Genomic DNA, 24045 nt, shown 5'->3' on the forward strand with positions numbered 1-24045 from the left:
CCGGCAAGCATGGGATTGACGGGGCGCTTGTGGCATGATTGGCCGACTTGCCGGTGAGCCCGCCTAATGCCTGCCATGAACAAATCCTTCGCGTTGTTGAGCGCCTTCGCCCTGCTGGGTGGCTGCCAGATTCTGCCCTCCGCCCGCCCCGACGCGGCGGCGCCGACAACCGAGACCGCCACCCCGCCGAGCGCGGCCGTTGCCGCCGTACCCAGCGCCCCGTTCAGCCGCGACACCCTGTACAGCCTGCTGGTCGCCGAACTGGCCGGACAGCGCGACCGCTTCGATATCGCCCTGGCCAACTACGTCGAGCAGGCCCACGCCACCGGCGACCCGGCGGTGGCCGAGCGCGCCTTCCGCATCGCCGAGTACCTGGGCGCCGACGAGGCCGCGCTGGAAACCGCCCTGCTGTGGGCCGACAGCGCCGAGGACAACCTCGATGCCCAGCGCGTCGCCGCCGTCCAGCTGGCCCGCGCCGGTCGCCACGACCAGGCCATGCTGTATATGGAGCAGGTGCTGCAGGCCAAGGGCGACACCCACTTCGACTTCCTCGCCCTGAGCGCCGCCCAGCTCGACCCCGAGGCCAGGGCCGGCCTGCTGCAAAGCTTCGAGCAGCTGCTCGCGCGCTACCCGGACAATGCCCAGCTGGTATTCGGCCGCGCCGTGCTGCTGCAGCAGGACGGCCGCAGCGAGGAGGCCCTGGCCAGCCTTGAGGCACACCCCGCCGGCAGCCGCGAGGTCGCCCCGCTGCTGCTGCGCGCCCGTCTGCTGCGCTCACTGGAGCGCAGCGAGGAGTCCCTGCCGCTGCTCAAGGACGGCCTGCGCCGGCACCCCGACGACAAGCGCCTTCGCCTGACCTATGCCCGCCAGCTGCTGGAGGCGCAACAGCTGGAGGCGGCGCGCGCGCAGTTCATCGAGCTGCAGCAGCGCTTTCCCGAGGACGACGACCTGCGCCTGTCGCTGGCCCTGGTCAGCTTCGAGGCCAAGGCCTGGGACGAGTCACGCGCCCTCCTCCAGGAACTGATCGAGCGCGACAGCCATGTCGACGCCGCCCACTTCAACCTCGGCCGCATCGCTGAGCAGGAAAGCGACAGCCGCGTCGCCCTGCGTGAGTACGCCGAGGTCGGCCCGGGCAACGACTACCTGCCGGCGCAGGTGCGCCGCACCGAGCTGCTGGTCAAGGCCGGACGCAGTGGCGAAGCCGAACGCCTGCTCGCCAGCGAGCGTGACAGCCAGCCCGACTATGCCCTGCAGCTGTACCTGATCGAGATCGAGAGCCTGACCAAGCAGCAGCGCCTCGACGCCGCCTGGCAGCGCATCAGCGCGGCCCTCGAGCAGTTCCCGGAGGATCTCAACCTGATCTACACCCGCGCCATGCTCGCCGAAAAGCGTGGCAACCTGGCCGGCCTGGAACAGGACCTGCGCTTCATCATCGAGCGCGAACCGGACAACGCCATGGCGCTCAACGCCCTCGGCTACACCCTGGCCGACCGCACCACCCGCTATGCCGAGGCCCACGAGCTGATCACCAGGGCCTACGAACTCAATCCCGACGACCCCGCGATCCTCGACAGCCTGGGCTGGGTCAACTACCGCATGGGCAACCTGACCGAGGCCGAGCAACTGCTGCGCCAGGCCCTCCAGCGCATGCCCGACCATGAGGTCGCCGCCCATCTCGGCGAAGTGCTGTGGGTCAGCGGCCAGCAGGACGCGGCGCGCAAGGTCTGGCGCCAGGCGCTGAGCGATACGCCGGACAGCAGCGTGCTGCAGGAAACCCTCAAGCGCCTGACCGGCAAGGTGCAGCCATGAACGCGCGCAGCCTGCTGCTGCTCGCCGGCCTGCTGCTGCTCGCCGGTTGCGCCGGTATCGGCCCGCGCGAGGACCTCGGTGGCCAGGGCGAAGCCGCCAGCTGGCGCAGCCACAAGGCCCAGGTCGCCAGCATCGACGGCTGGCAGATCAGCGGCAAGGTCGGCATCCGCGCACCACAGGACTCCGGCAGCGGCACGCTGTTCTGGCTGCAGCGCCAGGACTACTACGACATTCGCCTGTCCGGCCCGCTCGGTCGCGGCGCCGCCCGCCTGACCGGCCGCGAGGGCGACATCCAGCTCGAGGTGGCCAACCAGGGCCGCTACCAGGCCGAATCCCCGGAGGCGCTGCTGGAGGAACAGCTCGGCTGGCGCCTGCCGGTCTCGCACCTGCTGTGGTGGGTGCGCGGCCTGCCCGCGCCGACCAGCAAGAGCCGGGTGACCCTGGATGCCGACAGCCACCTGTCCCAGCTCGAGCAGGATGGCTGGCGGGTCGAATACACCAACTACCGCCTGCAGCACGGCTACTGGCTGCCCGAGCGGCTCAAGCTGTTCGGCCAGAACCTCGACATCACCCTGGTGATCAAGGAGTGGCAGCCCCGCCGCCTCGGCCTGTAACTGCCCACCGCCCCATGACCGACATGCACGAAGCCACCCTGATCCTGCCGGCCCCGGCCAAGCTCAACCTGTTCCTGCACATCCTCGGCCGCCGTCCCGACGGCTATCACGAGCTGCAGACGGTGTTCCAGTTCCTCGACCACGGCGACGAGCTGGGCTTTCGCCGGCGCGACGACGGCGAGATCCGCCTGCACAGCGACATCCCCGGCGTGCCCCACGACAGCAACCTGATCGTGCGCGCCGCGCGGCGCCTGCAGGAGGAGTGCGGCACCGGTCTGGGCGCCGACATCTGGCTGGACAAGCGCCTGCCCATGGGCGGCGGCATCGGCGGCGGCAGCTCGGACGCCGCCACCACCCTGCTCGGCCTCGACCACCTGTGGCAGCTCGGCCTCGGCGTCGAGCGCCTGGCCGCGCTCGGTCTGGAGCTGGGCGCCGACGTGCCGGTGTTCGTCCGCGGCCATGCCGCGTTCGCCGGCGGCGTCGGCGAGCGGCTGGTCCCGGTCACCCTCGAGGAGCCGTGGTTTCTCGTTGCCGTGCCGCAAGTGTCTGTCAGCACAGCAGAAATTTTCTCGGCGCCGGAGTTGACACGCGACACCCCGGCCATTAGAGTTTGCGGCCTTCCCGAAGGGGGCGGTCATAACGACTGCCAGCCGGTGGTCGAGCAGCGTTACCCAGAAGTACGTAACGCCTTGAACTTGCTGAACAAATTTGTTCCCGCAAGAATGACCGGCACCGGAGCTTGTGTGTTTGGGAGCTTCCCAAACCGTGACGATGCTGATAAAGTCTCGCGCCAGCTTCCGGCCACTCTGCCAAGCTTCGTAGCTCAGGGACGCAACATCTCGATGTTGCATCGCAGGCTCGAAACGCTGGCACAGGAAGTGAGTGCATAGCACTCGGTTATACGATACAGGGGCGTCGCCAAGCGGTAAGGCAGCAGGTTTTGATCCTGCCATGCGTTGGTTCGAATCCAGCCGCCCCTGCCATAACCTCTCGAGGTTCGTTTACCGGGTTCGCATTCAATTTACGCCACAGGGGCGTCGCCAAGCGGTAAGGCAGCAGGTTTTGATCCTGCCATGCGTTGGTTCGAATCCAGCCGCCCCTGCCATATTTTCGAAAAACCTTTGTGGTTTTGCGGCACACCCGCGAGCTCACAAAGGTTTTTTGTTCATCCAGGTCCACCCTCAGCCGGCAGGTACTGCGCGTGTCCAAGATGATGGTCTTCACGGGGAACGCCAACCCCGATCTCGCCCGCCGTGTCGTGCGTCAATTGCATATCCCCCTCGGTGACGTTTCCGTCGGCAAGTTCTCCGACGGCGAAATCAGCGTGGAAATCAACGAGAACGTCCGCGGTAAGGACGTCTTCCTGATCCAGCCGACCTGCGCACCGACCAACGACAACCTGATGGAACTGGTGGTGATGGCCGACGCCTTCCGCCGCTCTTCCGCCAGCCGCATCACCGCGGTCATCCCCTACTTCGGCTATGCCCGCCAGGATCGCCGTCCGCGCTCCGCTCGCGTGGCAATCACCGCCAAGGTAGTGGCCGACATGCTGACCGTGGTCGGCATCGACCGCGTGCTCACCGTCGATCTGCACGCCGACCAGATCCAGGGCTTCTTCGACATGCCGGTAGACAACATCTACGGCTCGCCGGTCCTGGTCGACGACATCGAGGATCAGCGCTTCGAGAACCTGATGATCGTCTCCCCGGATATCGGTGGCGTGGTGCGCGCGCGCGCCGTGGCCAAGAGCCTGGGCGTCGATCTGGCGATCATCGACAAGCGCCGGCCGAAAGCCAACCAGTCCGAGGTGATGCACATCATCGGTGACGTGGAGGGCCGTACCTGCATCCTGGTCGACGACATGGTGGATACCGCGGGCACCCTGTGCCATGCCGCCACCGCGCTGAAGAAGCACGGCGCCGCCAAGGTCTACGCCTACTGCACCCACCCGGTGCTGTCCGGCCGCGCCATCGAGAACATCGAGAACTCGGTGCTCGACGAGCTGGTGGTGACCAACACCATTCCGCTGTCCGCTGCCGCCCAGGCCTGCGAGCGCATCCGCCAGCTGGACATCGGTCCGGTGGTCGCCGAAGCCGTACGCCGCATCAGCAACGAAGAATCCATCAGCGCCATGTTCCGCTAAGGAACGGGCGCCGATACAACCGCTCCGCCTCTGCGCGGAGCCTTAGCCAACAGCCCGAACGCTGGTCGCAAGTGTTTCGGGAGCTGTTGTCACCCTGGAGAAATACCATGACCAATTTTGCCCTGAATGCCGAAGCGCGTTCCGACCTGGGGAAAGGTGCGAGCCGCCGCCTGCGTCGTAACGCCAGCCTGGTTCCCGCCGTGATCTACGGTGGCGACAAGGCCCCGCTGTCCATCAGCCTGCTGGCCAAGGACTTCGCCAAGCTGCTGGAAAACGAAGCCAGCTACAGCCACGTGCTGAGCCTGAACGTCGACGGCACCGTTGAAACCGTGCTGATCAAGGCCCTGCAGCGTCACCCGGCCAAGGGCTTCGTCCTGCACGCCGACTTCATCCGCGCCGTGGCCGACCACAAGCTGACCACCAGCGTACCGCTGCACTTCATCAACGCCGAAACCGCTGATGCCGTGAAGCTGCAGGGTGGCGAAGTCTCCCACACCATGTCGGAAGTGGAAGTTTCCTGCCTGCCGAAGGACCTGCCGGAGTTCATCGAAGTCGACCTGGCCAAGGTCGCCATCGGCCAGACCGTACACCTGTCCGACCTGACCGTTCCGGCCGGCGTCGAGCTGGTTGCCCTGGCCCACGGTAACGACCTGGCCATCGCCAACATCCACGCTTCCCGCGTGCAAGGCGAATAAGTCACTCGTTGACTGAGCCAAGAGAGCCCCTGTCGTGACTGCCATTCAACTGATCGTCGGTCTGGGTAACCCCGGTCCCGAATACGAACAGACCCGGCACAACGCAGGGGCTCTTTTCGTCGAGCGCCTGGCCCGCCAGCAGGGCGTCAGCCTGAGCGCCGACCGCAAGTACTTTGGCCTGGTCGGCAAGTTCAGCCACCAGGGCCGCGACGTTCGCCTGCTCATCCCCACCACCTACATGAACCGCAGCGGCCAGTCCGTGGCGGCGCTGGCGAATTTCTTCCGCATTCCGCCGGCGGCCATCCTGGTGGCCCACGACGAACTCGACATGCCCCCCGGCACCGCCAAGCTCAAAGTGGGCGGCGGCCATGGCGGGCACAACGGACTGCGCGACATCATCGCCCAGCTCGGCAACCAGAATTCCTTCCATCGCCTGCGGCTCGGCATCGGCCACCCTGGCGACAAGCACCTCGTCTCCGGCTTCGTCCTCGGCCGGGCTCCGCGCAGCGAACAGGAAAAGCTCGAGGCAAGCATCGACTTCGCCCTCGACGTGCTGCCGGAAATGCTCGCCGGTGACTGGACCAAGGCCATGCAGAAACTGCACAGCCAGAAAGCCTGAGCCATCTCCACGATCGAACTCATCTCCGCGAGGGATACACCATGGGATTCAACTGCGGCATCGTCGGCCTGCCCAACGTCGGCAAGTCCACCCTGTTCAACGCCCTGACCAAATCCGGCATCGCCGCGGAGAACTTCCCGTTCTGCACCATCGAGCCGAACAGCGGCATCGTGCCGATGCCCGACGCCCGCCTGGCGGCCCTGGCCGAGATCGTCAAACCCGAGCGCGTGCTGCCGACCACCATGGAGTTCGTCGACATCGCCGGCCTGGTCGCCGGCGCCTCCAAGGGTGAAGGCCTGGGCAACAAGTTCCTCGCCAACATCCGCGAGACCGACGCCATCGCCCACGTGGTGCGCTGCTTCGAGGACGACAACGTGATCCACGTGTCCAACTCGGTCGACCCCAAGCGCGACATCGAGATCATCGACCTGGAGCTGATCTTCGCCGACCTCGACAGCTGCGAAAAGCAGCTGCAGAAGGTCGCGCGCAACGCCAAGGGCGGCGACAAGGAAGCCCTGGCCCAGAAGGCGATCCTCGAGCAGCTGATCCCGCACTTCACCGAGGGCAAGCCGGCGCGCACCCTGATGAAGAACATGAGCAGCGACGAGAAGGCGCTGATCCGCGGCTTCCACCTGCTCACCAGCAAGCCGGTGATGTACATCGCCAACGTCGCCGAGGACGGCTTCGAGAACAACCCGCTGCTCGACGTGGTCAAGGCCATCGCCGAGGAAGAAGGCGCCCTCGTGGTGCCGGTGTGCAACAAGATCGAGGCGGAGATCGCCGAGCTGGAAGACGGCGAGGAGAAGGACATGTTCCTCGAGTCGCTGGGCCTGGAAGAGCCGGGCCTCAACCGCGTGATCCGCGCCGGCTACCAGCTGCTCAACCTGCAGACCTACTTCACCGCCGGGGTCAAGGAAGTGCGCGCCTGGACCGTCAAGGTCGGCGCCACCGCGCCGCAGGCCGCCGCGGTGATCCACACCGACTTCGAGAAGGGCTTCATCCGCGCCGAAGTCATCGCCTACGACGACTTCATCCAGTACAAGGGCGAAGCCGGCGCCAAGGAAGCCGGCAAGTGGCGCCTGGAAGGCAAGGACTACATCGTCAAGGACGGCGACGTGATGCACTTCCGCTTCAACGTCTGAGCCTCCCAGCGCTCTCGCCAAGCCCCGCCTCGTGCGGGGCTTGTGCTTTCTGGCGGGATCATCGCCCCCTCTCCTCCCTCCGGGCTTGCGCACCGACAGCAGAATCGGCTGTTCCTCATCGGCTTTCAGCTTGCCAGGCTGGGCGGCAGCAGCAGATCAGCCGGGATTGTCGCCTGCGCGGGCCGACAATAGCGGCATCGCCAGACGTGCACACGCCGCCTGGCCGCTGAGCCAAGACATGGCACCACGCCCATCGCAGTGGCCGCCCGAGCCGATAGCCAAGAGGAACAACAAGATGACCCGCTATATCGACGTCAATGACCTGAGCCGCCTGGTCGCCCGCCAGGGCCTGACCACCTGCCTGGCCGAGATGACCGAATACCTCCGCCAGGACTACCTGCGCTGGCCGGAGTTCGAGAAGTGCGCGCGCCTGGCCAACCACTCGGCCGACGGCGTGATCGAGCTGATGCCGGTATCCGATGCCTCGCTGTACTCGTTCAAGTACGTCAACGGCCACCCGAAGAACACCCGCGCCGGCATGCTCACCGTGATGGCCTTCGGCGCCCTCGGCGACGTCGACACCGGCAAGCCGGTGCTGCTCAGCGAACTGACCCTGACCACCGCCCTGCGCACCGCCGCCACCTCGGTGCTGGCCGCCAGCGTGCTGGCGCGCAAGGGCTCGCGCCGCATGGCGCTGATCGGCAACGGCTCGCAGAGCGAGTTCCAGGCCATCGCCTTCCACAGCATCCTCGGCATCGACGAGATCCGCCTGTACGACGTCGACCCGCAGGCCACCCGCAAGCTGGCTGGCAACCTGGCCGGTTTCCCCGGCATCAAGGTGATCATCGCCGACTCGGTGCACGACGCGGTGCGCGGTGCCGACATCGTCACCACGGTGACCGCCGACAAGGCCAACGCCACCATCCTCACCCCGGAGATGATCGAGCCGGGCATGCACCTCAACGGCGTCGGCGGCGACTGCCCGGGCAAGACCGAGCTGCACCGCGACATCGTCGAAGCGGCCAGCGTGTTCGTCGAGTACGAGCCGCAGAGCCGCATCGAGGGCGAGATCCAGCAGCTGCCGGCCGGCTCGCCGACCACCGAGCTGTGGGAAGTGCTCAGCGGCGCGGCCGCCGGCCGGCGCAGCGACGCGGAAGTCACCCTGTTCGACTCGGTGGGCTTCGCCCTGGAAGACTACTCGGCCATGCGCTACGTGCGCGACGTCGCCGAGCGCCTGAACATCGGCAGCCTGATCGAGCTGGTGCCCAGCCCGCGCGATCCGAAGAACCTGTTCGCCCTGCTCGCCGAAGCCACCGAGCAGCCGGCCCTCAAGCGCGCCTGATCGCCGCACCGCGCTGCAGCCGAACGCCCCGCGCCGCCATGGCCCGGGGCGTTTTGCCGTTTCTCGCCCAGCTGCCGGCAAGCAAGCTCGGAGGGGTAACTGGCGCGGCGACGGGAAGCCGGCTGGTGCCATGTTCGACAAACCGCGGAATGCAAACGACCGGGGCCGCCCTGTGGCGGCCCCGGTCGCTGTCGATCCTTGAACTCGCCGGACTCAGCCGGCGGCGCGCATCAGGGTCGACTTGCCGAACAGGCTCTCGGTCAGCTCCACCGCCACCTTGGCGGTACGGTTGCGCACGTCCAACGCCGGGTTGAGCTCGACGATGTCCAGCGAACCCAGCAGGCCGGTGTCGGCGATCATCTCCATGCACAGCTGCGCCTCGCGGTAGCTAACCCCGCCCGGCACGGTGGTGCCGACGCCGGGGGCGATCTCCGGGTCGAGGAAGTCGACGTCGAAGCTGACGTGCAGGTGGGTATTCTCGTCCAGCCCGGCCAGCGCCTGCTGCATGGCGACGCGCATGCCGACCTCGTCCAGGTAGCGCATGTCCATCACCTCGAGGCCCGCCTCGTGGACGCGCACGCGCTCGCCCTCGTCGACGCTGCGGATGCCGATCTGGCGGATCGCGGCGGCCTGGATCGCCGGGACTTGGCCGGCCATCTCGACCAGTTCGCGCGGGCCGGCGCCGCACAGGCAGGCCACCGGCATGCCGTGGATGTTGCCCGAGGGGGTGAGCTCGGAGGTGTTGAAGTCGGCGTGGGCATCCAGCCAGATGATGCGCAGCTGCTTGCCGGTGTCGCGGCAGTGACGGGCCACAGCGCTGATCGAACCGACCCCCAGGCAGTGATCGCCGCCGAGCAGGATCGGCAGGCGCTCCTCGCGCAGTTCGGCGTAGATGGCGTCGTGTACCGCCTGGTTCCAGGCGATCACTTCCGGCAGGTGGCGGTAGCCCTGCTGCGGCGGCTGCCAGGGATTGGCCGGACCGCTCAGGTTGCCGCGGTCGAGCACCTGAAAGCCGCGCGCCCGCAGGCGCCGCTCCAGGCCGGCGACGCGCAACGCCTCCGGCCCCATCGAGGCACCGCGGGCGCCGGCGCCGACATCGGTGGGCGCCCCGACCAGGCTGACGATCTTGGGCAGGGCGGACAGGGCATGAATGGCTGGCACGATGGCGACTCCGGTTGAGCGAAATGGTAGGAAAATTTTAAGAAAGAGCCCGCCTAGCAGATAGATAGATAAATTACATTTTCTGCTTAACTATTGATCAAAATGACAGGGCACGCTGACGTTATGATCAAAACCGCCCGCAACCACCCGGTGACGCCCCATGCATGACCTCCCTGACGACCTCGACCGCCGCCTGCTCGCCCTGCTGCGCGAGGACGGCCGCGCCTCCACCGCCGCCCTGGCCGAACGCCTCAAGGTGTCGCGCGGCACCGTGCAGAACCGCATCGACCGCCTGCAACGCTCCGGCCTGCTGGTCGGCTTCACCATCAAGCTGCGCAACGAGCTGGAAAACAGCGGGATCCGCGCCATCACCATGATCGAGTTGCGCGGTGGCGCCAGCGATGCGGTGATCGCCGCGCTGCGCCAGATCCCCGAAGCCGTGCGGGTGCACACCACCAATGGCCGCTGGGACTTGGTGGTGGAAATCCACACCGAGACCCTCGGCGAGTTCGACCGGGTGCTGCGCGAGCTGCGGGCGCTCAAGGGCGTCGCCAACTCGGAAAGCAATCTGCTGCTGGCCGCCTACAAGTGAGGGGGCACTCGGACGGATTTGCGACACACCCAGCGACGCAGGGACATAAAAAACACGGCGCACAGCCGATTCTGCTGTTTTCGGCTTTTTAACAACGATTTATTGCTCGGCCGACGACCCTTTACGACACCAATCGAGCCGCGCCACAGGTCATTCTCACTCCCCGGCCGCACCCGGCCCGGCGGCCAGCTCCGCCCGGGCAGAGCCGCCGCACAACAAAAACAAGACAACCTGTGGGACAGCTCCATGACCAAACTTCGCACCCTGCTCGCCGTGCTTCTTGTGCCCCTGTCCGCCGGTCTGGCCCAGGCCAAGGAGTGGAAGGAAATCCGCTTCGGCGTCTTCCCCGACTACCCGCCCTTCGAGTCGGTGGCCGCCGACGGCAGCCTGAAGGGCTTCGACATCGAACTGGGCAACGCCATCTGCGCCAAGCTGGAGGTCAAGTGCACCTGGGTGAGCAATGACTTCGACGGCCTGATCCCGGCCCTGCGCGCGCGCAAGTTCGACGGCATCATGTCGTCCATGGCCGTCACCCCGGCCCGTGAAAAGCAGATCGACTTCTCCGAGAAGCTGTTCCTCAGCCCCACCTCGGTGATCACCCGCAAGGACGCCGGCTTCGGCGACACCCCGCAATCGCTCAAGGACAAGCAGGTCGGCGTGCTGCAAGGTTCCATCCAGGAGGTCTACGCACGGGCCAAGCTGGCTCCGGCCGGCGCGCGCATCAAGGCCTACCAGTCGCAGGACCAGAACTACGCCGACCTGGCCAACGGCCGCCTCGACGCCATCGTCACCGACAAGCTGGAAGCCGAGCTGAACTTCCTCTCCCTGGCCAAGGGCCAGGGCTTCCACAGCGGCCCGGCGATCCTCGACCCGGGCCTGCCCTCGGTGATCGCCATCGGCCTGCGCAAGAACGATGCCGAGCTGAAGGAGCTGCTCAACAAGGGTATCGCCGCCCTGCACGCCGACGGCACCTACAAGGAAATCGAGCGCAAGTACTTCGGTCCACAGGACATCTACCACGAGTGACCGCTCCCCGCCCGGCCCGCCGGCAACGGCGGGCGGGCTCCGCCCTCGCTTCCGAACAGGTATTCCATCGTGAATGACCTCCTGCATTCCCTCGGCCTGCCCGTCGTCGAGCTGCACGGCTTCGGCCCGCTGCTGCTCCAGGGCATCTGGATGACCCTGAAGCTGGCCCTGCTGTCGCTGCTGCTCAGCGTGGCGCTCGGCCTGCTCGGCGCCAGCGCCAAGCTCTCGCCGCGGCGCCCGCTGCGCCTGCTGGCCATGGGCTATACCACGCTGATCCGCGGCGTGCCCGACCTGGTGCTGATCCTGCTGATCTTCTACAGCCTGCAGACCTGGCTCAACGAGCTGACCGACGCGCTCGGCTGGGACTACCTGGAGATCGACCCGTTCAGCGCCGGCGCGGCCACCCTCGGCTTCATCTACGGCGCCTATTTCACCGAGACCTTCCGCGGCGCCATCCTCAGCGTGCCGCGCGGCCAGCTGGAGGCGGCCACCGCCTATGGCCTCGGCCCCCTGCAGCGCTTTCGCCTGGTGCTGTTCCCGCAGATGATGCGCTTCGCCCTGCCCGGCTTGGGCAACAACTGGCTGGTACTGCTCAAAGCCACCGCGCTGGTGTCGATCATCGGCCTTGCCGACTTGGTCAAGGCGGTACAGAACGCCGGCAAGACCAGCGGCGAGCCGTTCCACTTCCTGCTCATCGCTGGCCTGGTCTACCTGCTGATCACCAGCCTGAGCAACCTGCTGCTGCGCCAGCTGGAGCGCCGCTACAACACCGGGATCAAGGAGCTTGCGCCATGATCGAGCTGCTCAACGAGTACGGCCCGGCCTTCCTCTGGCACGACGGCTACAACCTGTCCGGCCTGGCCATGACCCTCTGGCTGCTGGTCGCCTCCATCGCCCTGGGCTTCGTCCTGGCGCTGCCGCTGGCCATCGCCCGGGTCTCACCGAACCGCCTGCTGCGCTGGCCGGTGCAGTTCTACACCTACCTGTTCCGCGGTACCCCGCTGTATATCCAGCTGCTGATCTGCTACACGGGCCTGTACAGCCTGGAGGTGGTGCGCGCGCAACCGCTGCTCGACGGCTTCTTCCGCGAGGCGATCAACTGCACCTTGCTGGCCTTCGCGCTGAACACCGGCGCCTACACGGTGGAGATTTTCGCCGGGGCCATCCGCAACATTCCCCACGGCGAGATCGAGGCCGCCCGCGCCTACGGCCTGAGCGGCTGGCGCCTGTACGCACGGCTGATCCTGCCGTCGGCGCTGCGCCGGGGGCTGCCCTACTACGGCAACGAGGTGATCCTCATGCTGCACGCCACCTCGCTGGCGTTCACCGCCACCGTGCCGGACATCCTCAAGGTCGCCCGCGATGCCAATGCCGCCACCTTCATGACCTTCGAGGCCTTCGGCATCGCCGCCCTGCTCTACATGCTGCTGTCCTTCCTGCTGGTCGGCCTGTTCCGCCTCGCCGAACGTCGCTGGATGACCTTTCTTGGCCCAACCCGGGGGTAACACGTGATGAACCAGTCCGCCTATGCCATCTCTGCCGCACCGGCCGGCATCCTGTCCACGCGCCCCGCGGCGCAGGCCCGCAGCGTCGCCGCCGGCGAGCTGTTCAAGCTGCGGGTCGCCGACCTGCACAAGCGCTACGGCGACAACGAAGTGCTCAAGGGGGTGTCGCTCGACGCCCGCAGCGGCGACGTGATCAGCCTGATCGGCACCAGCGGCTCGGGCAAGAGCACCATGCTGCGCTGCATCAACTTCCTCGAGCAGCCGGACCAGGGCAGCATCAGCCTCGACGGCCAGACCATCCGCATCCAGCACAGCCGCGCCGGCGTCCGCTCGGCCGACCAGGCCCAGCTGCAGAGCCTGCGCACCCGCCTGGCCATGGTGTTCCAGAACTTCAACCTGTGGAGCCACCTGAGCGTGCTGGACAACATCACCCTGGCGCCGCGCCAGGTGCTCGGCGTGCCGGCGCGCGAGGCCGAGGAGCGCGCCCGCGCCTACCTGGACAAGGTCGGCCTGCCGGCGCGGGTCGCCGGGCAGTACCCGGCCTTCCTCTCCGGCGGCCAGCAGCAGCGCGTCGCCATCGCCCGCGCCCTGGCCATGGAGCCGGAGATCATCCTGTTCGACGAGCCGACCTCGGCGCTCGACCCGGAGCTGGTCGGCGAGGTGCTCAAGGTGATCCAGACACTCGCCGAGGAAGGTCGTACCATGATCATGGTCACCCACGAGATGGGCTTCGCCCGCCAGGTGTCCAGCCAGGTGCTGTTTCTTCACCAAGGACGGGTCGAGGAACAGGGCGGTGCCGAGATCCTCGACCAGCCGCGCAGCGAGCGCCTGCAGCAGTTCCTGTCCAACCGGTTGAAATGAAGCCATGCCCGAGCCCAGCCAAGACCACAACCTGCCCCTGGACCGCATCGACCAGGCGATCATCGAGGTGCTGCGCCACAACGGCCGGATCACCTACCAGAAGCTCTCCGAGCTGGTGCACCTGACGCCGCGCCCCTGCCTGGAGCGGGTGCGCAAGCTGGAGCGCATGGGGGTGATCCTCGGCTACGGCGCCATCGTCGACCTGCAGCAGGTCTCCCCCGGCCTGTCCCTGCTGGTGCTGGTGGCGCTGTCCAACCAGAGCGGGCGCGCGGCGCAGAAGGCCTTCGAGTCCACCATGCGCGCCTGCCCGCAGGTGCTCGAATGCCGGCTGATCAGCGGCACCTTCGACTACAGCCTGCGCATGCGCTGCCGCGACATGGAGCACTACCGGGTGCTGACCGAGACCTGGCTGGACAACCCCGAGCTGCACATCGACAAGCTGGTCGCCCACCCCGAGCTGGCCACGGTGAAGAATCCCGCGCCGATGCCGGGCTGAGGACCACGCGTCAGGGCCGTCAGGGATGACGGTTGCCCGGCTTTCCGGCGCCACCGCCCAGGCCATGGCAAGCACTTGATCGGATTGGAATTTTCTGCGCGACGGGGGTTGACAGGCGATCTGTCGGAGAGAATAATGCGCGCCGTTGGCTACGTAGCTCAGTTGGTTAGAGCACGGCATTCATAATGCTGGGGTCCGGGGTTCAAGTCCCTGCGTAGCCACCAAATTCAGGAAAGGGCCTGCAGCAATGCAGGCCCTTTTTTCGTTGTGCCGGAAAATTGTGCAGGGTAGTCTGCAGGGGCCCGGAAGGATCCGGGGCTACTCGCCCATGCCAGGAGGCACCATGCACGCAGCCAGGACTGTCGTCCCGCAGCGCACCCGGGGTAGCGCACCCCGACTCGTATTTCTCGTCCTCGGCGGCTGGCTGCTCGGCGCCAGCGCGGCCCAACCGGTCGAATCGCCTGTGCGTCAGACGGCATTCGACGAGAACAACTATCGCCCCCGCGAGATCGTCAATCGTCTGCCACCGCCTCCGGTGGTGACAGCCCCCCGATCCACACGCAGCCCCACCGCCAAGACGCTCACCCGCTCGGCCAAATGGTCGTGGCAAAGCCGCCAGACCGTCGAGCGCGGCACCTTCCAGTGGCGCGAACACGACGGGCGCATCGACTACGCCAGCGTGTGCATGAACGAGAAGCCAGGTTCCCTGCGCTACCGCGACTGTCGCCGGGGCGCCAAGCCGGCCTTCGCCCGGCTGTGCAAGAGTGGCCGCAACCCGGCCGCCTGCCACGCGCAGAACAACTACTCGCCGCTGCGCTAGCTTGAGGCCAGCGCCTTCGTCATCGCCGGCCGGGTGGCCAGCAGCAGGCCGGCGAAAATCAGCGCCCCGCCCAGCCAGTGGTAGAAGGCCAGCCGCTCGTCCAGCAGCAGCCAGCCGAGCAGCGCGGCGAACACCGGCATCAGGTAGCTGAACAGCGAGGCACGCGCCGCGCCGAGCACCTTGAGCCCGTGGTTCCAGCTCAGGTAGGCGAGCAGCGAGGCAAACACCGCCGTATAGCCGATGGCGCCGAGGCTCAGCGGCGTCGGCGCGAAGCCGCCGACGCGCACCAGCTCGAACAGGTAGAACGGCAGCATCAGCAGCAGACCGAAGAGGATCATCACCCCCAGCAGGGCCAGCGGCGGCAGCGCCAGACGCGGCGCCCACAGGCGCATCAGCAGCGAATACAACGCCCAGGCCAGCACCGCCAGCAGCATGATCAGGTCGCCGCGGTAGAAGTCGAGGGCCAGGAAGGTCGCCGGATCGCCGCGACCGATCAGCAGCAGCAGACCCAGGGCGGCCAGCGTCATGCCGAACCAGGCGCGCCGCGCCGGCCAGTCGCCGAGCAGCAGTCCGGCGCCGAGGAAGGTGGCCAGCGGCAGGCAGGTGTTGAGCAGGGTGATGTTGATCGCCGAGGTGCTGTGCGCGGCGTGATAGAGCAGCGAGTTGTAGCAGGCGATGCCCAGCCCGGACACCACCCACAGACGCCAGCCGGCACTGCGCACGGTGGCGCGCTGCTGCCACAGCGGGCGGGCGACGAACGGCAGGAGGATGGCCAGCGCCAGCGACCAGCGCCAGAACGCCAGCGACATCGGCGGGATGCTCTCGTACACCGCCCGCGCCACCAGCGCATTGCCGGCCCAGCACAGGGCGGACAGCAGCAGTCCGGCGGACGCCCACAGGTGCCGCAGGTTCATCGGCGGCACTCCCCGCGCACGCGGGCCAGGCGCGGGAAAGAGCGCCGCCGCTCGGGCAGACGCAGCGGCAAACAGGCGATGGGCATGGACAACTCCTTGTGCAGACCAGCCCGGCACCTTACGAACTGCTGGGCCATCTTGGCAAGCCGCGGCCCGGGCAGGCGCCGGATAATCCCGTCACCCGCGCTGCCGTCTCCGGCCACCGGCGGGGAGAGGGCCGCATGGACATAGGCAGGTGGATTACACCGGGAGGTCGGGCGAGCGCGCCTCAGCCCAGCGCCAGCACTTCCTCGGCGGCCTGCTCGCCGGCCTCCACCGCACCCTCGAGGCTGCCCGGCCAGCGCCGGGCCAGGTCGGCGCCGGCGAAGTGCACCCGTCCCAAGGGCCGGCGCAGCGACGGCGCCTGCAGGCTCCAGCCGCCGGCCGGCCACTGCACGGCGGCGCTGCGCAGAAATGGCTCGTCGGCCCAGCACTGCAGCAGGCACTCCAGCGGCGTGCGCGCCGGCTCGCCCAACAGGCCGCCCAAGGTATCCAGCAACAGCTGCCGGCGCGCTGGCGCATCCAGTCGAGCGCAGCGCCGCGCCAGCTCGCCATGCAGGCGCACCCGCAAGACGCCCTCGCCGTTCGCCAGCGGCGGCTGCTCGAGGAGCAGGCAGCCGGCGGCGCTGGACGGCAGCGCAACCTGCGGCAGGCGCTCGCGCCAGAACGGTCGCGGGTAGCGCAGCTGGGCATCCAGGCTGGCCTGCGGCAGCAGGTGGCGCAGGCCGTGATCCTGCCAGCCCGCCAGTGCCGGGGAAAAGCCCAGCTGCACCAGCAGCAGCGCCGGCAGCGCCAGCACCACCCGTCCGGCGCGATAGCGGCCCTGCGCGGTGATCAGCTCGACGCCACGCGCATCCTGCTCCACAGCCAGCAGCGGCGTGTCGAGGATCAGCCCCTCGCCCAGGCGCGCGGTCAGCCCCTGGCAGATCGCCTGCATGCCGGCCGGCGGACGCTGCTGGCGCTGGCCGAGACGCAGCTCGCCCAGCCCCGCCGCGCCACCCTGGCGGCGCAGCTGCAGCAGCGCCTGCAGCAGGGACAGCTCCTGCGGCGCCGCCGCGAACAGCAACTCGGCCATCTCGCCGCCCAGCTGCCGGGCACTCCGCCCCAGCCAGCGCGCCCGCAGCCAGTCGGCCAGGCTCTGCCGATCGAACGCCAGCGCCTGGGCATGCTCCGGCGCCGGCTCGGGCGACAGCAGGGCGGCCTGCCGCTCCAGCTGCTGCCAGAGTCGGCGCAGCTGCAGGCGCGCCAGCCAGGGCAGCTCGGCCAGCGCCGGCCCGTACAGCCGCTGCAGTGCGGACGCCGGCTCGGCGGGCGACGACTCCAGCGTCAGCCCCAGCTCGCTCACCAGCTGACGCAGACCCACCTGCCGCTCACCGACACCGCCGGCGCCCAGCTCGACCGTCTGGCCGGCGGCGAACGGGCGCGTTAGGATGCGCCCGCCGATGCGCGAAGCGGCCTCCAGCACGCGCACGTCCCTGCCGGCCCAGCCCAGCCGCCAGGCGGCCGTCAGCCCGGACAGGCCGGCACCGACCACGATCACCTCGGCGGTTTGCAGCGTCATCAGCAGGAGTTCCAGACAGCGAAAGGGCAAAGATGAAACGCCGGCGCGCTTGCCGCGGGCCGGCGTCGAACACAAGCAGAACGCAGCGGCTCAGTCGAACAACGGGCAGGCCATCACCAGGGCATCCTCGCGCCCGCCCACCGCCGGGTAGTAGTCGCGGCGGCGGCCGATCTCGTTGAAGCCGAAGCGCTCGTACAGGCGGTAGGCCGACTGGTTGGAGGCGCGCACCTCGAGGAAGCAGTCGTTGCCGCCGCGCTCGCGGGCGCGCTGCATCAGGTGGGTAAGCAGGCGCAGGCCCAGGCCGCGACCCTGGCTTTCCGGCTTGACGGTGATGTTGAGCAGGTGAGCCTCGTCGAGAATCAGGTTGATCACCCCGTGACCGACCTGCTGGCTGCCCTCGAACATCACCCAGCACTCGTAGGAGGTCAGCGCATCGCTGAAGGTGCCGCGGGTCCAAGGGTGGCTGAAGGCGGCGTATTCGATCTTGAGTACCGCATCCAGGTCGTCGGCGCTCATGCGCCGGAAACTTACCGCATCAGTCATGGTTCACTCGTCCAGCGACGCATCGCGCGGCGCATGCTCTGCCACAGCTCGGCCTTCAGCGCCGGAGCCTCCATCAGTTGTTCCAGTCCCGGCAGGGTCCAGGCAGTGCCCAGCCCGCCCAGGCTGATCTCCCGGCACACGGCCAGCTCGTCCTCCTCGCCGGCAAAGCGCACGGCCGGAGTGCCGATCAGCCAGATGCAGGCCGCCGCCTCTTGCTCCAGCTGGCCCTGCAGGACCGCACGCACGTAGTCGCGCGCCGCCGCCGGGCCCTGGTCGAATTCGCGGTTGCCACGCAGCAGCGGCCAGCGGATCGGCTCGCCGAGGGGGCGCGGACTGTCCGGCAGCCTGGCGGCATGCAGCAGATCCTTGAGCAGGCGATAGGCCGGATCGCGACTGGCGAAGCCTTCGCCGGTCGGCAGTTCGACCAGCAGCAGGCAGTTGCCGGCACGCAGCACCTGCAACACGAAGCGCGGCGGCGCCTCGCGGCGCACCTCGACGAGCGGCGGCGTTGCGACGACCGGAACAGCTGCCTTGGCCGCTACCGGCTTGACCGGCAGCACGGCGATCTTGCGCGGCGCAAGCGGCTTTTTCGCTACCGGGTTTTGCGCCGGCGACGCGGCGACCTCGGCCGGCGCAGCGCCGACCGGCGCCGGTCGCTGCCGGCGCTGCGGCTCGGCGTCTGCTGCGGGCAGAGCCAGCAACGCTGCGCGCGACGGCGCAGCGAACGGCAGCACGGTACGCGGCAACCAGGTGGTTACCTGCATGGCGCCGAGGTAGGCTCGGCGCTGCTGCTCGTCGATCAAACGCCGTCCGCCTGCGGGTGGGTCTTGTGGACGCCGGCCTGCATCAGGTTCAGCGCGTTGAGATAGGCCTTGGCCGAGGCGGCGAGGATGTCGGTGTCGGCGCCGTTGCCGTTGACGATGCGCCCGCCCTTCTCCAGGCGCACGGTGACCTCGCCCTGCGAGTCGGTACCCTGGGTGATGGCATTGACCGAGTACAACTGCAGGTTGGCCTGCGACTGGGCGATCGCCTCGATGGCCTTGAAGGTGGCGTCCACCGGGCCGGCACCACTGGACGTGGCCTTGTGCTCGACGCCATCGACGCTGAGCACCAGCTGCGCCTGCGGCACCTCGCCGGTCTTGCTCGCCACTTCGAGGAAGGCCAGCTTGAAGTGCTCCGGCGCTTCCTCGCCGAGGCTGTCGGAAACCAGCGCCTGCAGGTCCTCGTCGAAGATCTCGTGCTTCTTGTCGGCCAGCTCCTTGAAGCGGGCGAAGGCGGCGTTCAGCTCGGCCTCGCCGGGCAGGACGATGCCCAGCTCCTCGAGGCGCGCACGGAAGGCGTTGCGCCCGGAGTGCTTGCCCATGACCATCTTGTTGGCGTTCCAGCCGACGTCCTGGGCGCGCATGATCTCGTAGGTTTCACGGTGCTTGAGCACGCCGTCCTGGTGGATGCCCGACTCATGGGCGAAGGCGTTGGCACCGACGATGGCCTTGTTCGGCTGCACCGGGAAGCCGGTGATGCCGGAGACCAGCCGCGAGGTGCTGAGGATGTGCTCGGTCTCGATGTTGGTATACACGCCGAGCAGGTCCTGGCGGGTCTTGATCGCCATGACGATCTCTTCCAGCGCGGCGTTGCCGGCGCGCTCGCCCAGACCGTTGATGGTGCACTCCACCTGACGCGCACCGGCGACCACCGCGGCCAGCGAGTTGGCCACCGCCAGACCGAGGTCGTTGTGGCAGTGCACCGAGAACACCGCCTTGTCGGCGTTGGGGATGCGCTCGAGCAACTGGCGCATGGTTTCCGCGTACTGGTGCGGGATCGAGTAGCCGACGGTGTCCGGGATGTTGATGGTGCGCGCGCCGGCGTCGATGGCCGCCTCGATGATCCGGCAGAGGAAGTCGATTTCCGAACGGCCGGCGTCCTCGCAGGAGAACTCGACGTCGGCGCACAGGCTGCGCGCCTTCTTCACCGCGCGCACCGCCTGCTCGATCACCTGGTCCGGCTGCATGCGCAGCTTGTACTGCATGTGGATCGGACTGGTGGCGATGAAGGTGTGGATGCGCCCGCTGTTGGCGTTCTTCAGCGCCTCGGCGGCGCGCTCGATGTCGCCGTCCAGCGCTCGCGACAGGCTGCAGATGGTGCTGTCCTTGATGGTCTCGGCAATCGCCTTGACCGCCTCGAAGTCGCCCGGGCTGGCAATGGCGAAGCCCGCCTCGATCACGTCGACACGCATGCGCTCCAGCGCCTTGGCGATGCGCAGCTTCTCTTCCTTGGTCATGGACGCGCCGGGGCTCTGCTCGCCGTCGCGCAGCGTGGTGTCGAATATGATGACGCGGTCGTTGCTCATGTCGATCTCCTGGTGATCCCGGCGCGGGCGTGTCGTTGCACGCCGATTCATCTGCAGATTGTGGCCCGAATCCCGCTGCCGGGAAAGCATCGAACCGCGCCGCTGGCCGATCAGTGCCCGAGCGGGATCTTCGGCGCCCAGCGCAGCCACTCGTCCTGAGGCTCGTCGAACAGGGCGAAGGTCTGTCCTGGATGCACCGGGCTGGGGTCTTCCGGAGTGGCGAAGGCGATGCCACCGGCAATGATCGCCTCCACCGACTCGGTGCGCACCTGCACGCCCTTGAGCAGGCCGAAGTCGACGTCGACGCCACTGGCATTCCAGAAGCGGCTGCCGCCGCGTACCAGCGCGGCATACTGCGGCTCGATGCGGATATGGATCAGCACGCGGTCGGCACGCGGTCCCAGCTCCAGACGGGTCACCTTGCCCACCGGCACCCCCCGATAGCTCACGGCATCTCCCGTGACGACCGAGCCGCGGCGGGCGGCACTCAGCACCAGCGCCAGACCGGGCTCCTCGGCCAGCGCCTGCGGTGCCTGGGCCTGCAGCTCGAAGATGCTCTGCCGCGCTCCCGCCCGCGCCGCCGGCTGCACTTCCAGATAGGGACCGCTGACCAGGGTATCGAGATTGGCCGTACGTGCCAGACCCAACTCCGGACGCACCACCCAGAAGCGGCTGCCCGCGCGGGCGATGCGCTCTTCGGCCTCGGTAACGCGCACCTGGAGCAGCACCGCCGCCATGTCGTCGCTGAGGCGTATCTGCTCCACCTGGCCGACATCCAGCCCGCGGAAGCGCAACGGCGTCCCCTCGCGCAGGCCGTCGCTGCGCGCGGCACGCAGCTCGATCAGCCGACCCAGGGCGAGCGCCTGCTTCTCGTCGGCGAACAGCGCAAAGCGCCGAAAGCGCGCCACCGGTGCCGCCTTCAGGTCGGGGGTATCGAAGGCGATGCCACCCAGCACCAGGGTCTGCAGCGACTCGCTCTTCACCTCGATTCCCGACAGGCCGCCTTTCAGGCTGATGCCGCTGGCATTCCAGAAGCGCGTCGACGCATTGACCAAGGCGGCGTAATCCGGCTCGATGTGCACATCGAGCATCACCTCGCGGCGGTTCTCCGCAAGCTGGTAGCTCTGCACGCTGCCCACGCGTATCTGTCGGTACAGAATCGGCGTGCCGACATCCAGCGACCCCAGTCGCTCGGCGGCCAGACGCAGGTGCAGACCGGGGGCGTCGACGTTCAGTGGCGGCGCCTTGGCGCGGACGCTGAACTCGCGTGCCGGGACGCCCTCCTTGCCGAAACGCACGGCGAGGAAGTTGCCCTGCACCAGCGCTTCAAGGCCGGTGATGCCGGCCAGCGAAATCGACGGTTTGACCACCCAGAACTCGCTGCTGTTCAACAGCAGCTCCTCGGTACGCGGGTCCATGGTCAGCTCGGCCATGGGCCTGGAGAAATCCGTCCCCATGTCGAGTTTCCTCAGCGTCCCCACCTGCACGCCATTGAACACCACCGGCGTGCGCCCCGGCTGCAGACCGCTGACATTGTCCAGTTGCAGCTGGACCCTGAACCCGGTCTCCGCCGCCTCGAAGTCCTCGTAGAGACGGAAGGGGAATGCCGGATCGGTTGGCGGGCTATCCTGACGATGCTCGGGGGTGGCAAAGGCGATGCCGCCGGTGGCGATGCTGACCAGCGATTCGGCTCGCAACTTGAAGCCGGACAGGCCGCCGCTGAAACTGATGCCGCTGGCATTCCAGAAGCGCGTGTGCTTGCGCACCAGATGCGCATAGGGCTGCTCGACGTAGATCTGGATCTCGATGGTGCGCAGGTCTTCGCCGAGCCGGTAGTTCTTGACCTGGCCGACCCTTATCTGCCGGTAGAACACCGGACTGCCCCGATCGATGGAGCCGAGGCGATCGGCCTTGAGGGTGATGTGCAGTCCCGGGAGGCTGTCCGCCAGCGGCGGCGGCTCGGCAAGCGCCTTGAACTCACGGACCAGCTTGCCTTTGGCCGGCTCGATGGCGATGTAGATGCCTGACACCAGGGTTTCCAGCCCCGTCACGCCGGCCAGCGAAACCCGCGGCCTGACCAGCCAGAAGCGGGTGTCCTTGCTCAGGTAGTCCTGGGCCTCGCGATTGATTTCGATGGTGGCATCCACCCCCTGGATGTCCGCGCTGACATGCAGGCCGACCACCTTGCCCACGGCGATCCCCTTGTACATGACCTGGGTCTTGTTGACCTGGATGCCGTCGCCGTCAGCAAAATGCACCTGGACATCCATGCCTGCTTCGCTGAAGGCACGCCAGAGCAGCCAGAGGCCGATCACCAGGGCCAGCAGCGGCAACACCCAGATGGCAGACCAGCTGCTGGTCTTGCGGATATTGGGCTGTTCGAGTTCAGTCATGAGCGGGGTCCGCGTCGGTGTTGTCCCAGATCAGCCGGGGGTCGAAGGTCAGCGCTGCCAGCATGGTCAGCACCACCACGGCAGCAAAAGCCATCGCCCCACTGCCAGCCTCGACACTGGCCAGGTTGCCGAAGCTGACCAGTGCCACCAGTATGGCAATGACGAAGATGTCCAGCATCGACCAGCGGCCGATCCACTCGATGAAGCGGAACATGACGATGCGCTGGCGCGGTGACAGCCGCTGATGGCGCTGCACGGAAAACAGCAGCAAGGCGATGCCCGACAACTTGAGCGTCGGCACCAGAATGCTGGCGACGAATACCACCAGGGCGATGGGCAGCATGCCCGCATGGATCAGCTCGATCACGCCGCCCATGATGGTCGCCGGGCTGCCTTGCCCGAACAGATTGACCGTCATGATCGGCAGCAGGTTCGCCGGGATGTAGAGAAGCGCTGCCGTGCACAGCAGCGCCCAGGTCCGCGCGATGCTGTTCGGGCGGCGCGGATGCAGCCGCGCACCGCAGCGTCGGCAGTGCTGATGCGCCACCGACATCCGGCGATTCAGCTGGTGGCACTCGCTGCACACCAGAATGCCGGCATCAATCGCGCGCATGTCCGTCATCCTCCAGCGCCTCCCAGATCTGGTGGGGCGACATGCTCACCTCCAGCCATATCTGGGCCAGCAGCAGACCGACGAAGCAGAAGAGGCCTGAGCCCAAGGTAAGGTCGGCCATGTCGATCAGCTTGACGATGGATACCAGAATGCCGATCAGGTAGACCTCGAGCATGCCCCACTCACGCAGGTGGTGGTAGGAACGGTACAACCGGCGGCCCCAGGCCAGCGCCAACCGCCAGCGGATACTGAGCAGCACCAGCAGCTGGCAGAGCAGTTTGAGCAGCGGAATGACCATGCTGCACAGGAAGACGATCAACGCCACGACCTCCATGCCGCCATGATAGAGGCTGACCACCCCGCTCCAGAGCGTATCCTCGGTGGTCTGGCCCAGGAGGGTGAGGCGCATGATCGGCAGGAAATTGGCTGGCAGGAACAGCACCAGCGCCGTCAGCACCAGCGCCAGACTGCGACGCTGCACTTGTGCACGATGGGCGAACAGCTCGAATCCACAACGCGGACAGGAGGCTTTCTGCTCGAGCTGCAGCTGCGGCTTACGCATCAGCAAATCGCACTCATGGCAGGCCACCAACTCGTCGAGTGGCAGGTCCTGCAGTGCACTGGCGGGAACAGATGCGGGGTCGGACATGGGACATCACTCTGGACGCAGCACGCTCATTGTATCCGAGCGTAGCAGCCAGCCGTTGGCGGTCGACGGATGCCGAAAAGCCGAAACCCCGACCAGCGTTAGCTGATCGGGGTTTCTGTATAGGTGCTTGACGATGACCTACTCTCACATGGAGAAGCTCC

The 24045-nt window shown here is 67.5% G+C and carries 24 protein-coding genes and 3 tRNA genes; 18 read left to right on the top strand and 9 right to left on the bottom strand.

All coding sequences use genetic code 11. From position 1 onward, the window contains the following. Positions 1-75 precede the first annotated feature (75 nt). From BM297_RS02220 to BM297_RS02265, 10 genes are all read left to right on the top strand, one after another. Positions 76-1809, top strand: coding sequence for a tetratricopeptide repeat protein (locus tag BM297_RS02220; protein WP_092427917.1), 1734 nt, complete (start codon positions 76-78; stop codon positions 1807-1809). Continuing rightward, positions 1806-2423, top strand: coding sequence for a lipoprotein insertase outer membrane protein LolB (gene lolB, locus BM297_RS02225; protein ID WP_092427846.1), 618 nt, complete (start codon positions 1806-1808; stop codon positions 2421-2423). Before BM297_RS02220 ends, lolB begins: the two co-directional genes overlap by 4 nt. Positions 2424-2446: 23 nt before the next feature. Next, positions 2447-3313 (top strand): 4-(cytidine 5'-diphospho)-2-C-methyl-D-erythritol kinase, encoded by an 867-nt coding sequence (gene ispE, locus BM297_RS02230; RefSeq protein WP_092427919.1) that lies wholly within the window; start codon positions 2447-2449, stop codon positions 3311-3313. A gap of 18 nt (positions 3314-3331) precedes the next feature. Then, a tRNA-Gln gene (locus BM297_RS02235) sits at positions 3332-3406 on the top strand. Positions 3407-3453: 47 nt separating this feature from the next. Then, positions 3454-3528: transfer RNA gene (locus BM297_RS02240), tRNA-Gln, on the top strand. 96 nt (positions 3529-3624) lie between these two features. Continuing rightward, positions 3625-4566: a ribose-phosphate pyrophosphokinase gene (locus tag BM297_RS02245; RefSeq protein WP_090305038.1), complete on the top strand. Its 942-nt coding sequence runs from the start codon at positions 3625-3627 to the stop codon at positions 4564-4566. Positions 4567-4673: 107 nt separating this feature from the next. Next, positions 4674-5261, top strand: coding sequence for a 50S ribosomal protein L25/general stress protein Ctc (locus BM297_RS02250; protein ID WP_092427848.1), 588 nt, complete (start codon positions 4674-4676; stop codon positions 5259-5261). A gap of 34 nt (positions 5262-5295) precedes the next feature. Then, positions 5296-5880: an aminoacyl-tRNA hydrolase gene (gene pth / locus BM297_RS02255; RefSeq protein WP_092427850.1), complete on the top strand. Its 585-nt coding sequence runs from the start codon at positions 5296-5298 to the stop codon at positions 5878-5880. A gap of 41 nt (positions 5881-5921) precedes the next feature. Beyond that, positions 5922-7022: a redox-regulated ATPase YchF gene (gene ychF, locus BM297_RS02260; protein ID WP_092427852.1), complete on the top strand. Its 1101-nt coding sequence runs from the start codon at positions 5922-5924 to the stop codon at positions 7020-7022. 295 nt (positions 7023-7317) lie between these two features. Continuing rightward, complete coding sequence (locus BM297_RS02265; protein WP_092427854.1) at positions 7318-8364, top strand: ornithine cyclodeaminase; 1047 nt, start codon at positions 7318-7320, stop codon at positions 8362-8364. A gap of 213 nt (positions 8365-8577) precedes the next feature. Here BM297_RS02265 and rocF read toward each other — a convergent pair whose 3' ends face one another. After that, positions 8578-9525 (bottom strand): arginase, encoded by a 948-nt coding sequence (gene rocF, locus BM297_RS02270; RefSeq protein ID WP_217648231.1) that lies wholly within the window; start codon positions 9523-9525, stop codon positions 8578-8580. A 160-nt stretch (positions 9526-9685) separates the two neighbouring features. Between rocF and BM297_RS02275 the strand changes: the two genes are divergently transcribed. The 8 genes from BM297_RS02275 (at position 9686) to BM297_RS02310 (ending at position 14825) form a co-directional block, all read left to right on the top strand. Continuing rightward, positions 9686-10117, top strand: a complete 432-nt coding sequence (locus tag BM297_RS02275) for an Lrp/AsnC family transcriptional regulator (RefSeq protein ID WP_092427856.1) — start codon at positions 9686-9688, stop codon at positions 10115-10117. Between the two features lie 246 nt (positions 10118-10363). Continuing rightward, on the top strand, positions 10364-11143 hold the full coding sequence (locus BM297_RS02280) for an ABC transporter substrate-binding protein (protein WP_092427858.1): 780 nt from the start codon (positions 10364-10366) through the stop codon (positions 11141-11143). Between the two features lie 69 nt (positions 11144-11212). Next, positions 11213-11938, top strand: a complete 726-nt coding sequence (locus BM297_RS02285; protein ID WP_394328001.1) for an ABC transporter permease — start codon at positions 11213-11215, stop codon at positions 11936-11938. Beyond that, positions 11935-12648, top strand: a complete 714-nt coding sequence (locus BM297_RS02290; protein WP_092427862.1) for an ABC transporter permease — start codon at positions 11935-11937, stop codon at positions 12646-12648. The genes BM297_RS02285 and BM297_RS02290 overlap by 4 nt, the downstream gene beginning before the upstream one ends. A 99-nt stretch (positions 12649-12747) precedes the next feature. Beyond that, on the top strand, positions 12748-13509 hold the full coding sequence (locus BM297_RS02295) for an ABC transporter ATP-binding protein (protein ID WP_092427923.1): 762 nt from the start codon (positions 12748-12750) through the stop codon (positions 13507-13509). Positions 13510-13513: 4 nt separating this feature from the next. Next, positions 13514-14005: an Lrp/AsnC family transcriptional regulator gene (locus BM297_RS02300; RefSeq protein ID WP_092427864.1), complete on the top strand. Its 492-nt coding sequence runs from the start codon at positions 13514-13516 to the stop codon at positions 14003-14005. Positions 14006-14152: 147 nt separating this feature from the next. Beyond that, positions 14153-14229 (top strand) — tRNA-Met (locus BM297_RS02305). 239 nt (positions 14230-14468) lie between these two features. Then, complete coding sequence (locus BM297_RS02310) at positions 14469-14825, top strand: hypothetical protein (RefSeq protein ID WP_092427866.1); 357 nt, start codon at positions 14469-14471, stop codon at positions 14823-14825. On the opposite strand, the gene BM297_RS02315 is transcribed toward BM297_RS02310, so the two are convergent. The 8 genes from BM297_RS02315 to BM297_RS02350 form a co-directional block, all read right to left on the bottom strand. Beyond that, complete coding sequence (locus tag BM297_RS02315; RefSeq protein ID WP_092427868.1) at positions 14822-15739, bottom strand: DMT family transporter; 918 nt, start codon at positions 15737-15739, stop codon at positions 14822-14824. The genes BM297_RS02310 and BM297_RS02315 overlap by 4 nt on opposite strands. A 268-nt stretch (positions 15740-16007) precedes the next feature. Then, a complete protein-coding gene (locus tag BM297_RS02320) occupies positions 16008-17339 on the bottom strand; it encodes a flavin monoamine oxidase family protein (protein WP_092427870.1) in 1332 nt (443 codons plus the stop codon). A gap of 90 nt (positions 17340-17429) precedes the next feature. Next, complete coding sequence (gene rimI / locus BM297_RS02325) at positions 17430-17882, bottom strand: ribosomal protein S18-alanine N-acetyltransferase (RefSeq protein ID WP_092427872.1); 453 nt, start codon at positions 17880-17882, stop codon at positions 17430-17432. Then, positions 17879-18685: an energy transducer TonB gene (locus tag BM297_RS02330; protein WP_092427874.1), complete on the bottom strand. Its 807-nt coding sequence runs from the start codon at positions 18683-18685 to the stop codon at positions 17879-17881. Before BM297_RS02330 ends, rimI begins: the two co-directional genes overlap by 4 nt. Continuing rightward, entirely contained in the window at positions 18682-20229 is a 1548-nt protein-coding gene (locus BM297_RS02335) for a 2-isopropylmalate synthase (RefSeq protein WP_092427876.1), read from the bottom strand. The genes BM297_RS02330 and BM297_RS02335 overlap by 4 nt, the downstream gene beginning before the upstream one ends. Positions 20230-20339: 110 nt before the next feature. Next, a complete protein-coding gene (locus tag BM297_RS02340) occupies positions 20340-22622 on the bottom strand; it encodes a PqiB family protein (RefSeq protein WP_092427878.1) in 2283 nt (760 codons plus the stop codon). Further along, on the bottom strand, positions 22615-23235 hold the full coding sequence (locus BM297_RS02345; RefSeq protein WP_092427880.1) for a paraquat-inducible protein A: 621 nt from the start codon (positions 23233-23235) through the stop codon (positions 22615-22617). Before BM297_RS02345 ends, BM297_RS02340 begins: the two co-directional genes overlap by 8 nt. Then, positions 23222-23884, bottom strand: coding sequence for a paraquat-inducible protein A (locus BM297_RS02350; protein ID WP_092427883.1), 663 nt, complete (start codon positions 23882-23884; stop codon positions 23222-23224). The genes BM297_RS02345 and BM297_RS02350 overlap by 14 nt, the downstream gene beginning before the upstream one ends. Positions 23885-24045: the final 161 nt, after the last annotated feature.

This window comes from Geopseudomonas sagittaria (genome assembly GCF_900115715.1).
Lineage (GTDB): Bacteria > Pseudomonadota > Gammaproteobacteria > Pseudomonadales > Pseudomonadaceae > Geopseudomonas > Geopseudomonas sagittaria.